The 13,211-nt window shown below is 40.0% G+C and carries 10 protein-coding genes and 2 pseudogenes; 7 read left to right on the top strand and 5 right to left on the bottom strand.

The window, feature by feature from the left end; genetic code table 11:
- Window positions 1–14 precede the first annotated feature (14 nt).
- A complete protein-coding gene (thrC, locus tag AC1M89_RS07705; protein ID WP_092767330.1) occupies window positions 15–1,154 on the top strand; it encodes a threonine synthase in 1,140 nt (379 codons plus the stop codon).
- A gap of 48 nt (window positions 1,155–1,202) precedes the next feature.
- Here thrC and AC1M89_RS07700 read toward each other — a convergent pair whose 3' ends face one another.
- A complete protein-coding gene (locus AC1M89_RS07700) occupies window positions 1,203–2,264 on the bottom strand; it encodes a serine hydrolase (RefSeq protein WP_143047408.1) in 1,062 nt (353 codons plus the stop codon).
- Between the two features lie 217 nt (window positions 2,265–2,481).
- Here AC1M89_RS07700 and gacA point away from each other — a divergent pair, with 217 nt between their 5' ends.
- From gacA to AC1M89_RS07680, 4 genes and pseudogenes are all read left to right on the top strand, one after another.
- A complete protein-coding gene (gene gacA / locus AC1M89_RS07695) occupies window positions 2,482–3,117 on the top strand; it encodes a response regulator transcription factor GacA (RefSeq protein WP_092767334.1) in 636 nt (211 codons plus the stop codon).
- A gap of 18 nt (window positions 3,118–3,135) precedes the next feature.
- Window positions 3,136–4,707: a sensor histidine kinase gene (locus tag AC1M89_RS07690; RefSeq protein WP_481591491.1), complete on the top strand. Its 1,572-nt coding sequence runs from the start codon at window positions 3,136–3,138 to the stop codon at window positions 4,705–4,707.
- Window positions 4,708–4,724: 17 nt separating this feature from the next.
- Window positions 4,725–5,853, top strand: a pseudogene (locus AC1M89_RS07685) (sigma-54-dependent transcriptional regulator); the annotation flags it as partial.
- 107 nt (window positions 5,854–5,960) lie between these two features.
- Window positions 5,961–6,140: pseudogene (locus tag AC1M89_RS07680) on the top strand (helix-turn-helix domain-containing protein); the annotation flags it as partial.
- Window positions 6,141–6,168: 28 nt separating this feature from the next.
- Here the strand turns inward: AC1M89_RS07680 and AC1M89_RS07675 are convergent.
- The 4 genes from AC1M89_RS07675 to lptF all read right to left on the bottom strand — a co-directional run bounded on the left by AC1M89_RS07675 (window position 6,169) and on the right by lptF (window position 11,203).
- A complete protein-coding gene (locus AC1M89_RS07675; protein ID WP_481614091.1) occupies window positions 6,169–7,344 on the bottom strand; it encodes a S41 family peptidase in 1,176 nt (391 codons plus the stop codon).
- 20 nt (window positions 7,345–7,364) lie between these two features.
- Window positions 7,365–8,909, bottom strand: coding sequence for a 2,3-bisphosphoglycerate-independent phosphoglycerate mutase (gene gpmI / locus AC1M89_RS07670; RefSeq protein ID WP_481586719.1), 1,545 nt, complete (start codon window positions 8,907–8,909; stop codon window positions 7,365–7,367).
- Between the two features lie 123 nt (window positions 8,910–9,032).
- On the bottom strand, window positions 9,033–10,103 hold the full coding sequence (lptG, locus tag AC1M89_RS07665) for an LPS export ABC transporter permease LptG (protein WP_481591492.1): 1,071 nt from the start codon (window positions 10,101–10,103) through the stop codon (window positions 9,033–9,035).
- On the bottom strand, window positions 10,103–11,203 hold the full coding sequence (lptF, locus tag AC1M89_RS07660; RefSeq protein WP_481591493.1) for an LPS export ABC transporter permease LptF: 1,101 nt from the start codon (window positions 11,201–11,203) through the stop codon (window positions 10,103–10,105). Before lptF ends, lptG begins: the two co-directional genes overlap by 1 nt.
- Window positions 11,204–11,346: 143 nt before the next feature.
- Here lptF and AC1M89_RS07655 point away from each other — a divergent pair, with 143 nt between their 5' ends.
- Entirely contained in the window at window positions 11,347–12,786 is a 1,440-nt protein-coding gene (locus AC1M89_RS07655; RefSeq protein WP_481591494.1) for a leucyl aminopeptidase, read from the top strand.
- Window positions 12,786–13,193: a DNA polymerase III subunit chi gene (locus AC1M89_RS07650; protein ID WP_481586716.1), complete on the top strand. Its 408-nt coding sequence runs from the start codon at window positions 12,786–12,788 to the stop codon at window positions 13,191–13,193. The genes AC1M89_RS07655 and AC1M89_RS07650 overlap by 1 nt, the downstream gene beginning before the upstream one ends.
- Window positions 13,194–13,211: the final 18 nt, after the last annotated feature.

The following is a 13,211-nucleotide window of genomic DNA, read 5'->3' as shown; positions in this document are numbered from 1 at the left end:
ATTGGAACATCATCATGTCTAATGCCAATCGTTACACTGGTTTAGTTGACCGTTATCGCGACCGTTTACCAGTGTCTGCAACTACTCGTGCAATCTCCCTAGGCGAAGGTAATACACCACTGATTAAGCTTGCGAATATTCCACGTTTAATTGGCAAAAATGTTGAAATTTATGTGAAGTACGAAGGCTTAAACCCGACTGGTTCATTTAAAGACCGTGGTATGACCATGGCAGTCACTAAAGCGGTTGAAGAAGGCTCTAAAGCGATTATCTGTGCATCTACAGGTAATACCTCTGCTGCCGCTGCCGCTTATGCTGCTCGCGCTGGTATTAAAGCATTCGTTTTAATTCCAGAAGGCAAAATTGCAATGGGTAAAATGGCTCAAGCAATGATGTATGGTGCGATCACAATGCAAATTCGTGGTAACTTCGATGACGGTATGCGCCTTGTTAAAGAAGTTGCTGACCAAGCCCCTGTAACTATCGTAAACTCAATCAACCCTTACCGTTTGCAAGGCCAAAAAACGATTGCATACGAAATCGTTGATGAATTAGGTCGTGCACCTGACTATCACTGCTTACCAGTAGGCAACGCAGGTAACATCACTGCACACTGGATGGGTTATACAGAAGCTGTTGCAAACCAACCTGCGGATCAATTTGAGCAAGTAATTTATGATGCTGAAACTGATCAATTCACTGGTCCTAAACCTGAAGGTTTACCGACGATGGTTGGCTATCAAGCTTCTGGCGCAGCACCATTCTTACGTGGTGCACCTGTTCAAAACCCTGAAACTGTTGCAACAGCAATCCGTATTGGTAACCCACAAAGCTGGAACCATGCGAAAGCGGTAGTACGTGACTCTCAAGGTTGGTTTGATGAATTAACAGATGCTGAAATCTTAGAAGCTCAACGTTTGCTTTCCATGTATGAAGGTGTATTTGTTGAGCCTGCGTCTGCAGCTTCGATTGGTGGTGCAATCCGCGATATTAAAGCGGGTAAAATTGCTGAAGGTTCAGTCATCGTTTGTACTGTAACAGGTAATGGTCTTAAAGATCCTGATACTGCAATCAAACAATGTTCTGATGCTGTTATGCTTTCTATTGATGCAACAATGGATCAAGTACGCGATTCAATTTTGTCTAATATGTAAGATTGCATGATAAAAAACCCTGCAGATGCAGGGTTTTTTATTTATGGTCTAGATCGCACGTGGTAACTGACTGGTCCAACGCATTAAGCGAACAGCATCATCATTACGAGCTTGAGTATTGCTTGCCCCTAAAAGCACAACTACAGCTGGACGATTATTCAAAGTCGTATGCATCACCACACAACGCCCAGCCTCATTAATAAATCCCGTCTTTGAAATGTTAATATTCCAGCCACCGTTACGAACGAGAGAGTTCGTATTGTTCGATTTCAACACACGATAACCGAGGTTAAAATCATAGGTTGGCGTCGTAGAAAATTGACGAATAAGACCGTACTGTGATGCGGTACTCACCAAGATGCCCAAGTCCCGCGCAGAAGCAACATTGCGAGGATCTAGACCTGTAGACTCAGTAAATTTAGATGAATGCATCCCTAAGGCACGTGCTTTATTATTCATAGCAGAGACGAAAGCCGCACGACCTCCTGGATATGTTCGAGCCAAAGCCGCAGCTGCAGGGTTTTCAGATTTCATTAAAGCGAATAATAAGGCTTCAGCACGATTCATTGTGTCACCTACACGCAATGTCGAGCTTGAGTTTTTACCACCCGCACCTGCAAAATCAATGCTTTGCAGCGTAATATTTTCAGACATATTTAATTGTGCATCTGCGATCACAACAGCTGTCATTAATTTTGTAACAGACGCAATCGGTAGAGCAGTATTCGTGTTCTTACTAAATAAGACCTCACCCGTATTTGCATCCATGACCAATGCTGCACGCGCGTTCACAGAAGGTTGATTACTATAGCGACTGTTATCAAGAATCTGAGAGGTTGGTGATGTTGAGGTCGCAGGGCCTGTAGATTTACGAATTGTTGTTGTAATCGTGGTTGTTGCTTGAGGTGTATACTCTTCTGATGAGGAAGTAGAAGCTTTGAGACTATCATTATTTAAGAATTGGCTTGCATCTTCAGATGACCAACTGATGCTCGCCTGCCCCGGTGCAGAATTAGCATGATTAATTAATTCTGCAAAGCTCAATGAGCTCATAGAGAGTAGTACTGATGTAGTCAGCACATGCATTAGCGTTAATTTCTGTTTTTTCACGATAACTTACTCATCTTACGGAGGCATTTTGCATCATTGCTAATCACCTCAAATATGACTTACATTTAGGTACAAACGTGATTAATATTAAACCACGTGATTATGCACAGTATTTTAGTAAAGATTAGGAATAGCATTGCTATTTTTGTTAGTCCAATGCAAGCAATTTTTGCATCATGTAACAAAAAAGTAAGAATAGATTTCAGAGGAGGTGTTTGTGATCACGGTATTAGTGGTAGATGACCATGAGTTAGTTCGTACAGGTATTTGTCGTATGCTTGAAGATCAAGCAGATATTCAAGTCATTGGTCAAGCAGAGTCCGGTGAAGAAGCCATTAGTCTTGTTCGTCAACACCACCCTAATGTCGTCTTGCTCGATGTGAACATGCCTGGTATCGGTGGCGTAGAAACCACTCGCCGTTTATTACAAACAGCGCCTGACACCAAAGTTCTCGCCGTCAGTGGTCTAGCGGAAGAACCCTATCCATCACTACTGTTAAAAGCCGGGGCTCGTGGTTATATCACGAAGGGAGCTCCGATCACAGAAATGGTGCGTGCAATTAATAAAGTCATGCAAGGTGGTAAATACTTCAGTGCAGATATTGCTGAACAGCTTGCGAGTTCTTATTTATCTGATACACAAACCTCTCCTTTTGACGCACTTTCTGAACGTGAAATGCAAGTCGCGATGATGGTTGTGAATTGTATTAGTGCCCAAGAAATTTCAGACAAACTCTTTGTTAGCGTAAAAACAGTGAATACCTACCGCTATCGTATATTTGAAAAATTAGGAATCGATAGTGATGTCAAACTGACGCATTTGGCAATTCGTTATGGTTTGATTAAGCCTTAATTTGATCTGAGTATTCCAATGACGTCTGCTGCTTCAATTTCTATTTACCAAACGATCTACCGTCTTGGAACACTATATTCAAGTTATCGTATCATTATCGCCCTAAGCTTAACGCTCATATTCCTACTGACGATTGATTCTGAACGTTATTTTTATCAATACGAATCAATCTATTTTTACGCTTTACTCCTTTATGTTGCAAGCAGCATCGTACAAACGATCGTTTTAAAATACTTACCACAAGCTATTTCTAAACAAATTATCACCTTATTTGCAGTTGATCTGCTCTTTCTAAATACGCTTACTTTTGCACTCGGTGGTCCCAATATCGCAATTGGGTTATTGTTTGTCATTTCCGTCTTTGCAGCAAATTTTTTACTCAGTAAAAACCAAGCCTTATTCATCACATTGGTCGCGGTGATTGGGGTCGTATATCAACAGTTTTTTGGTAGTTTGTTCTCCATTGAAAGTCTAAATAATATTGGTGACAGTGCCTTTCTTGCCTTTTTATTTTTTGTGGTTCATGGTATTGGTCAAGTATCAATACAACGGTTTCAAGTACTCGAATCGGTCAATACACATCAAGCCAATGAACTCTTTAAATTACAAAATATTAATCGTTATATTCTTGAGCAAATCGAAGTTGGTTATCTGGTCTTAGATGATCACTGTAAAATTATCGTCTGCAATCCTGCTGCATGTTCACTACTCGGTATTTCGCCACTCTATGCTCATGAACAATATAATCTTGCAAATTTTCAACCAGATCTCTATGAAATTCTCAAAAACACATTAGTTGCTCATGGAGAGCGCTTTCAATTTGAATCACATCAATCATCCTATACGGTTGATATTCGTATTCAAAAACTGGTTACACCTCAACAAGCACTCACGCTATTAATTTTGGAAGATGCGCAAAAGCTTAATCAGAAAGTTCAACAAATGAAATTAGCTTCTCTTGGTCAATTATCAGCCAGCATTGCACATGAAATACGTAATCCTTTAGCGGCAATCGTACAAGCTAATGAACTTAATGATGATTCAGATGAAGAACAAAAACGTATGCTCAATCAAATGATTGCCAAGCAAGCAAAGCGTATTGATAAAATCGTCAAAGACACATTGGATATGGCAAAGAATAAAAAAACTGCTGGTGTACTAATTCATTTTGAACAGTTTATGCATGATCTTATTCACCAAGATTTAGCAGATATCAGTTCTCATATTCAATTACAGCTTGAAGCAAATCTTGAAGTTTATTTTGATGAAATCCAACTGCGACAAGTTCTGATTAATTTAATTCGTAATGCTATTCGTCATAATGATCCGACCGCAGAGTACATTTTTGTCAGAAGCAGTTGTTCAGAAAATCAAATTTTTATTGATGTTATCGATTTTGGCAAAGGCATCCAACAACATGATTTATCTCAATTATTTCAACCATTTTTTAGTACTGAAACCAATGGAACTGGTTTAGGATTATATTTATCACAAAGTATTTGTGAAGCTAACCAAGCAAAATTGAGTTATATCGAGCAAGAACAGCAAGGTGCATGTTTTCGTATTACATGCCATAAGACAGACGTTTAGATGGATAAGATCAGGTTATGGTAAAGCAACAACCTTTAGTACTTTTAGTCGATGATGAACCTGATTTATGTATGTTGATGCAAATGACCCTTTCTCGGATGGGCATTAAAACGCATATGGCACATCATTTGAAACAAGCGCTACATTTTCTAAGCGAATATAAATACGATGCGTGTATCACCGATTTCAATTTACCGGATGGCAATGGCATCGATTTAGTTAAATACGTCACCCAGCACTATCCGAAGACGCCCATCGCGGTACTGACCGCCTATGCCAATATGGAGCTGGCAATCTCTGCTTTAAAAGCAGGCGCTTTCGATTTCGTCAGTAAGCCCATTAATCAACAGCATTTGCATCAATTGCTTAAGAAAGCATTACATACCCCTGCAGTGGATAATGATCTCAATCAGCTTCCACTTGAGGAACAACTGCTGATCGGTGTCTCAGAACAAACTCAACAGCTTCGTACAGCAATCAAAAAAATAGCTCGATCACAAGCACCTGTCTTTATTACAGGTGAATCAGGGACTGGTAAAGAAATCGTTGCGAATCTTATTCATCAACTCAGTAATCGTCATGATCATGCCTTTGTCGCGATCAATTGTGGTGCGATGAATGAAGACCTGATGGAAAGTGAATTATTTGGTCATATCAAAGGCAGTTTTGTGGGTGCTGACCAAGACAAACAAGGGTTAATTCAAACAGCTGACGGTGGGACATTATTTTTAGACGAAATTGCTGAGCTTTCACTCGCCATGCAAGCTAAATTGCTGAGAGCAGTTCAAGAAAAGAAAATCCGTCCGATTGGCAGTGATAAAGAGCTTGATGTTGATTTTAGGATTGTCAGTGCAAGCCATCAAAATCTTGAGCAATTGGTTCAACAAGGCAAATTTAGACAAGATCTATTTTTTAGAATTCATGTGATGGATTTACGTCTTACCCCACTCCGCGATAGACCCAAAGATATTCCCGTTCTAGCTCAACATTTTATTGATAAAATCAGTAGTGAATGGCGTATTGAAGCCCCTCAACTATCTCAAGAGGCGATACAATTCCTTAAACAACAACCATTTACAGGTAATGTACGCGAACTTAAAAATATCATCGAGCGTGCACTTACACTTTGCGATGATAAGCTCATAGCCGTCGAGCATGTTAAAAGCCCTTCATTAGGCTTAACATCCCCACCTTTAGCACAACAACCAAATAGTCAAATTGAAGCTATTACTGATTTACCTTCTCAGACACCCAAAGGTTTGCCCGAGGAGGGATTAGAACAATACCTTGAGAAAGTAGAAAAAGAAGTTTTAATTAATGCGTTAAACTCAACGCATTGGAACAGAACCCTAGCCGCCAAAAAATTAGGAATGACATTCCGCTCATTACGATATCGTTTAAAAAAATTTGGTTTAGATACTGAAGATGAATAACTTAGCATCACCACGATATTGATGATATTTAACGGCTTCTTAACAACAAATCAGCTGCATGTTGGAGGTAAACCACCTCCTTCATATCCTGCGGCCAAGGATATTCGATATTAGGGGCTATGCCTTGCCCATCAATCTCGACACCATTCGGTGTTAAGTAATGAGATACTGTCATTTGTAGTGCCGCACCATTTTCAAGTGGAAAGAGTTTTTGCACAACACCTTTACCATAACTCTTTTCACCAATGATTACGGCGCGTTGATGATCTTTCATTGCTGCCGTAAATACTTCTGCTGCAGAAGCCGAACGTTGATTAATCAATACTCCGACTTTAAGCCCTGTAAATTCATGTCCTGGTAAAGCTTGGAATTGTTGATCACCTTCTGAACGGCTACGCGTAGATACAATCAAACCCTGATTTAAAAATAAATCTGCCGTTTCCACAGCAGAAGATAATAATCCACCCGGATTATTTCTTAGATCTATTAAAACAGCTTTGAGTTGTTGGCTATGATGCTCATCGATATAACGCTTTATTTCATTCGCAGTATCTTGCTGAAAAACTTTCACCTTTAATAGTAAAACTTGATTACTCAGCATATGTGCTTGTATATCGGCAACATCTAGTTTTTGATTTCTCACTAAAATAATTGGAGATGAGTTCGGTGATCTTTGTAAACTGATGGTTGATCCAATCGAGCCGCTGAGCAAGTCTTTGACTTGATCTTGGTTTAACAATCTAAGCTCTTGTCCATCAATTTTGTAAAGTGTAACGCCGTTGGCCAATCCTAATTTTGCCGAGTCACTATCGGGATCTAAATTTTCGATCTGCCATAAACCTCGTGAGGTATCAAAGCTAAGATCAAAATCGATACTCGCTAAATCCTCCTCGGTATATTTGAGGAGTTGGCGATAATCTTCTGGAGATAAATAGCGAGAGTAACGATCTAGCCCACTCACCAAACCTTGGATCGCTTGTAAAAATAACTGATCGTCAGTGACTTCAGTGACATAGTTTTCTTTTACTGTACCGTAAATCTGAACAAACTGCTGTATAGATTCAATCGGAACTTCTGAACTGTTTGATGACCAGTCTTCTTCTAAAGGATCAACTGCTGGACCCTTAGATCCAGCAGCGAAAGCATGAACCCCATTCAAACTTAAAGCTAGACCTAACATGAGTTTGAATAACAATGGATTCATACTGAATTCCTTCTTATTTTTTAAACTAAAGTCACTAAATTGCGACCTTTCATTTCAGCAGGAACAGGCAACTGCATTAAATGTAATAATGTCGGTGCAACGTCTGCAAGCACACCACCCTCTGCAATTTTTGCTTGAGTTGGACCTACATAAATAAATGGCACATGCTCAGTTGTATGTTGAGTATGGACTTGACCACTTTCATAGTCCTGCATTTGTTCAACATTACCGTGATCCGCAGTGATCAACATATGGCCTTTCTTCGCCATCACTGCATCATAGACGCGACCTAAGCTGACATCCACTGCTTCTACTGCTTTAACGGCAGCATCGAATACCCCTGTATGTCCAACCATATCGCCATTTGCATAGTTCACAACGAGTAAGTCAAATTCACCTGAATTAATTGCATTCACTAACTCATCAGTGACTTCATAAGCACTCATTTCTGGTTTTAAATCATAGGTTGCAACATTTGGTGATGGAATCAAAATACGTTTTTCACCTGGATACTCATCTTCACGACCACCACTGAAGAAGAAAGTCACATGGGCATATTTCTCAGTTTCCGCGATACGTAATTGAGTTTTACCTAAATTAGACAGGTATTCACCAATTGAATTGACCAACGGTTCTGGCATATATGCCACCGGCGCATCAATTGTCGCTTGATAGCGCGTTAACATGACAAATTTCGCAAGCTGAGGCACAACTTTACGCTCGAAACCATCGAAGCCTTGTTCAACAAATGCTTTTGTCAATTCGCGAGCACGATCTGCACGGAAATTCATAAAAACAACAGCATCACCATCTTGTACTGCGGCTACATCCCCAATACGTGTTGCTTTCACAAACTCATCTGACTCTTCAGCAGCATACGCTTGTTCGAGACCTTCCACAGCAGACTCAACAACGCGAACAGCCTCACCTTCTGTTAATAAACGATATGCTTGTTCGACACGATCCCAACGATTGTCACGATCCATTGCGAAATAACGACCGATCATCGTTGCAATTCGACCCTGACCTGGATATTGGGCAAATAATGCATCTAATTTCTCTAAAGATGGTTGTGCACTTTTTGGGGGAGTATCACGACCATCTAAGAAAGCATGTAAATAGACTTGAGCACCTCTTTTTAGTGCCAACTCTGCCATAGCAACAATATGGTCTTCATGAGAGTGAACACCACCTTCAGACAACAATCCAAAAATATGTACTGCTTTTTGATTTTCTTTTGCTTTTTCTACAGCATCAACCAATACTTCATGTTTATAGAAATCACCAGTACGGATATCTTTGGTAATACGAGTGAAATCTTGATACAACACGCGTCCAGCACCAAGATTCATATGACCAACTTCTGAATTCCCCATTTGGCCATCTGGAAGACCAACATCTTCACCTGAACCTGAAATCAGACCATGTGGATGATTCTGTTTCATTGCAGTTAAATTAGGTGTTTTCGCTGCAAGAAAAGCATTATCTTCGACCGCTTCACGATGACCCACACCATCCATAATGACTAAAACGTGAGGGATTTTGCCAGCAGTTGCATCCGTCATGATATACACTCTTTTCTGTTTACAAATTAATCAACGTATCTTAACGAATTTTTCATTAAGACTCTATCTGAACACGATGGCTTTGATTGATCTAGACCATCTATTTTTTAATTTAAAAATTCTCTAGCGCGCTCGATATAGCAAATAGCTACCTACCGCAAAGATAAGCACAATTGGCAGAAAAACAAACCAAGCTGGAGATGGTGAATACACCAAACTCGCGTACCCTAAGAAGTCTTGTAGGTAGTAAAAACCAAGCCCTACAAATAACGCAATCACTAAACGAAAACCCATAGACTGTTGCCGTAAAGGGCCAAAAATAAAAGAGCAAGCAATCAGTACGAGTGCCAACAATGCAAATGGCGAAGCCACTTTTTGCCAGAATGCAAGTAAATACGTTTTAGGAACTTGACTATATTCATCCATATAGCGCATAAAACTGATCAATTGGCTTGGAGCTAAATCTTCAGGATCAATCGTCACCATATGAACATATTTAGGTTGAAGCGCTAAAGCAACATCCTGCTGAGGAGTTTGAATCAGTCTCGAATAGCCTTCAGGAAAAATATCCATCTGACTGGCTTCAATTAAAGACCATTGTCCATTTTGTACAAATTGACCTTGATTCGCAGTCAAGACTGACTTCAGACGATAATCTTGATCAAAGTCCATCATCTCAACTTGACGTAACTGCCCTTGCGCATTTGCATAGTCAATATAAATAAATCGTTGACCTTCTCTAGTCCAATACCCTTTGACTTCGCCAAGCTCAGCAACAGAACGACGGTCTTTAATACTTTCCGCCCGCTCATTGGTGTAAGGAATAACATATTCACTGAGTAAAAATGAAAGCAATACCAAGAGCATTGCTGAGCGCATGACCCAACCCACAATACGCCACAGGCTAATCCCTGAAGCGCGCATGACAGTCAGCTCACTATTTGAAGCCATTGAACCCAAACCGAGCACTGCACCAATCAATGCTGAAATAGGTAAAATTTCATATAAATATTGCGGTGAAGCCCATAGAACATGAATAAGCGCTTGCCAAGCTCCATATCCTTCTTTCAGGCTGCCTAATTCACCCATATAGGTAAAAAGAATTTGAAGGGCTGATAAAATCGCTGTAGCACCCAACATCGCCAGCGCTGTGGTTTTCGTCACATGTTTTGCGACAATTCGACGTGCCAACATTATGATTTCACCTGCTCAATTCGTTTTTTTAACTTAGGTGCTAGTTTTTGTTTACGCGAGAAAATCGCTGCACCCACTGCATAAACAATCAAGATAGCGGGATAAGCCCAAATACCAATCTCATCTTTACTAATTCTGGTTTTAATCGCCATTAATGCCACAATCAAACTGGCAAAAATTAAGAGTGCAGGAAATAATTTTAAATATCGTCCTTGGCGTGGAGTAACCTCAGACAATGCCGTTGCTAACATCAATGCCACAATCAATGTAAATGGCACAAATATTCTCCAGCCCAATTCACTGGCTACTACAGGATCTTCACGAGTTTCAATTAACTTCGAAATTGGTAACGCTTCTACATCACCACTTTCAAATTTCGCCTCTTTATCACTTTCAAGACGCAAACGATATGAAGCAAATTCAGTATGACTATATTTCGGACTATCTTGATAAATTTCGTAACGGCGACCTTGGGTTAAATCAACAACACTCGCTGTTTCACCGACCATTTCAACACGTGTCGCTTCTTTCGCTAAAATCATGATGTCAGGTTTTTCAGGCTTATCTGCTCGCTGATAGAAGAAAATTTCTTTTAAGTTTTTACGATCTTCTGAAAGTGCACCAGCATAAATGGTATAAGGACCTGAGGAAATAAACTCTTTTGGACGTACCAAATCAAAGCCTGATCGAACCGCTTGGGTCGTCGTAAGCTTTTCAAATTCACGTATACCCCATGGAGACATCCATACCATTAATACTGTTTGAATGGCCAAATAAATGGCTGTGAGAGGTAACAATAAACGAGCCAATTGATTACGACTAACACCACTGCCATTGAGAACCGCCATTTCATGATCTATATACAGTCGGCCAAACACCAACATGAGACCAATGAAAAAACCTAAAGGTAAGATCAATGTCAGAAATTCTGGAAGACGGTAGCCAATGATGCTAAATAAAATACTCGCATCCATTCGACCCTGAGCTGCCACGCCAAAATACTTGATCAAACGCCCACCCAACATGATGAGTGTAAGCAATGAAATCACAACCACAGAGGTAGATACCACTTGTTTGACGAGGTAACGTCTTATAATCAAAGTAATCTTCCAAAATTAGGTTAAATCGGCTAGCGCTAGTTTACCCGAATGTTAAAAATATAAAACCTCATTGAAATTCTATCATTGGTAGTGTTTCAATGGTTTAATGATTTAAACGGTCTCAATAGGCACACAACAAGCATATGAAACTTTCAATTAATACATCATTGGCACAAATTTCAGAAAGCCAACATTTGGTTATTTTAGTCGACTCTGAAAACACCCATGCAGTTAAAAGCAACTATCAAATCAACAATTTAGACAGCCTAACTGAAGCAGCTCAATTCAAAGCAGGTTTCAATGAGTCTTTATCGTTATTGGGTCAAATTGATAATCAACCGAATAGCATTCTACTTGGCTTAGGTAATGCACAAGAAGTTAAAGCTGCAAAATTAGCAAAAATTGCACAAACTATTATCAAAGCTTCACAAAAAAAATTCAAACAAATCAGTGTTGATATTTCAGCTTTGCCGAATGAATTACACTACTTATTTGCACTTAAACTCACTCAATCTGCTTATGCTTTTGACGAGTTTAAGTCGAAAAAAAATGACTTTATACTCGAACAAGTTCATCTAATTGCATCAAACTCTACGCTAACGTCAAATCAACTCAACTTAATTCAAGCAATTGAAAGCGGTCAAAACGTTGCACGTGATTTAGCAAATCGTCCAGGAAATATTTGTTTTCCTGAATATTTAGCGGATCATGCAATTGCATTGGCAGCAGAATTCCCAGATTTATTGAAAGTAACCGTGCTAGATGAACAGCAAATTGCTGATCTTGGCATGAATGCATTTCTTGCAGTCAGCAAAGGTTCAGATCGCCCTGGACGTATCATTACTCTTGAATATCAAGGTCAACTTGAACAAGCTCCTATCGTCCTCGTGGGTAAAGGAATCACTTTCGATACGGGTGGTATTTCATTAAAACCAGGTTTAGGCATGGATGAAATGAAATACGATATGGGTGGTGCAGCTTCAGTTTTAGGAACCATGCGCTCACTCTGTGAAGCTCGCCTTCCGATTCATGTTGTAGGTGCAATTGCGGCGGCTGAGAACATGCCATCAGGTCATGCAACTCGACCAGGTGATATCGTCACCACGATGAGTGGTCAAACTGTTGAAATTCTAAATACAGATGCCGAAGGTCGCTTAGTCCTCTGTGACACGCTGACCTATGTCAAACGCTTTAACCCAGAACTTGTGATTGATATCGCAACATTAACAGGCGCTTGTGTTGTTGCTTTAGGCTCTGTTTTAACAGGTATGTTCACACCAGATGATGAACTGGCACATGAACTTTCTCAAGCTGGTGAACAATCCTTTGACCGTGTATGGCGTATGCCTGTCTATGATGACTACCAAGAACAGCTTGACTCTCCATTTGCTGATATTGCCAATATTGGTGGTCCAAAAGCTGGTGCTGTTACAGCTGCTTGTTTCTTGCAACGCTTCACACGTGAATATCGTTGGGCACATTTAGATGTTGCAGGTACAGCTTGGACATCTGGCGCAGCAAAAGGTGCAACTGGTCGCCCAGTTCCATTATTGGTTCAATTTCTCGCAAATCGCGTAAATTAATGTCTAGAATCAGCTTCTACTTATTTGAAAAGAGTCCAGAACGACAGGTCCAAAGTGCCTGTCGTTTATGTCGAAAAATTCTGCGTCACCCTGCAAAAATATGGATTCATTGTCCAGAATTGAGCATTCAAAATGAACTCGATGATTTACTTTGGAGTTTCGATCCGCAGAGTTTTTTGACACATGGCATTGATGATCAATCAGCAGCTATTTGTATTTCGTCTAAGCTCCCTGAAACTCAGGAATGGATCGTGTTTAATTTTCACATTCATGCACTTGAAGATCCTTCACGTTTCAGTCACATTATCGAAATTATTGAAAACAACGAAGCTGCCAAAGAAATTGGACGAGAGAAATATAAAACCTATCGAAAATTAGGTATCTCACCTCAAACACATAAACTTTAGCGCGTTGTCATTGGAAAA

The organism is Acinetobacter sp. ANC_7635 (assembly GCF_056779945.1).
The sequence above is the reverse complement of the archived record's forward strand: the minus strand, read 5'-3'. Positions and strand labels throughout refer to the sequence as shown.

Excerpts from the sequence above, each read along its gene's own strand:
- thrC (WP_092767330.1), top strand. The coding sequence starts at position 15 with ATGTCTAATGCCAATCGTTACACTGGTTTAGTTGACCGTTATCGCGAC.
- AC1M89_RS07690 (WP_481591491.1), top strand. The coding sequence starts at position 3,136 with ATGACGTCTGCTGCTTCAATTTCTATTTACCAAACGATCTACCGTCTT.
- AC1M89_RS07675 (WP_481614091.1), bottom strand. The coding sequence starts at position 7,344 with ATGAATCCATTGTTATTCAAACTCATGTTAGGTCTAGCTTTAAGTTTG.
- gpmI (WP_481586719.1), bottom strand. The coding sequence starts at position 8,909 with ATGACGGATGCAACTGCTGGCAAAATCCCTCACGTTTTAGTCATTATG.
- lptG (WP_481591492.1), bottom strand. The coding sequence starts at position 10,103 with ATGTTGGCACGTCGAATTGTCGCAAAACATGTGACGAAAACCACAGCG.
- AC1M89_RS07655 (WP_481591494.1), top strand. The coding sequence starts at position 11,347 with ATGAAACTTTCAATTAATACATCATTGGCACAAATTTCAGAAAGCCAA.
- AC1M89_RS07650 (WP_481586716.1), top strand. The coding sequence starts at position 12,786 with ATGTCTAGAATCAGCTTCTACTTATTTGAAAAGAGTCCAGAACGACAG.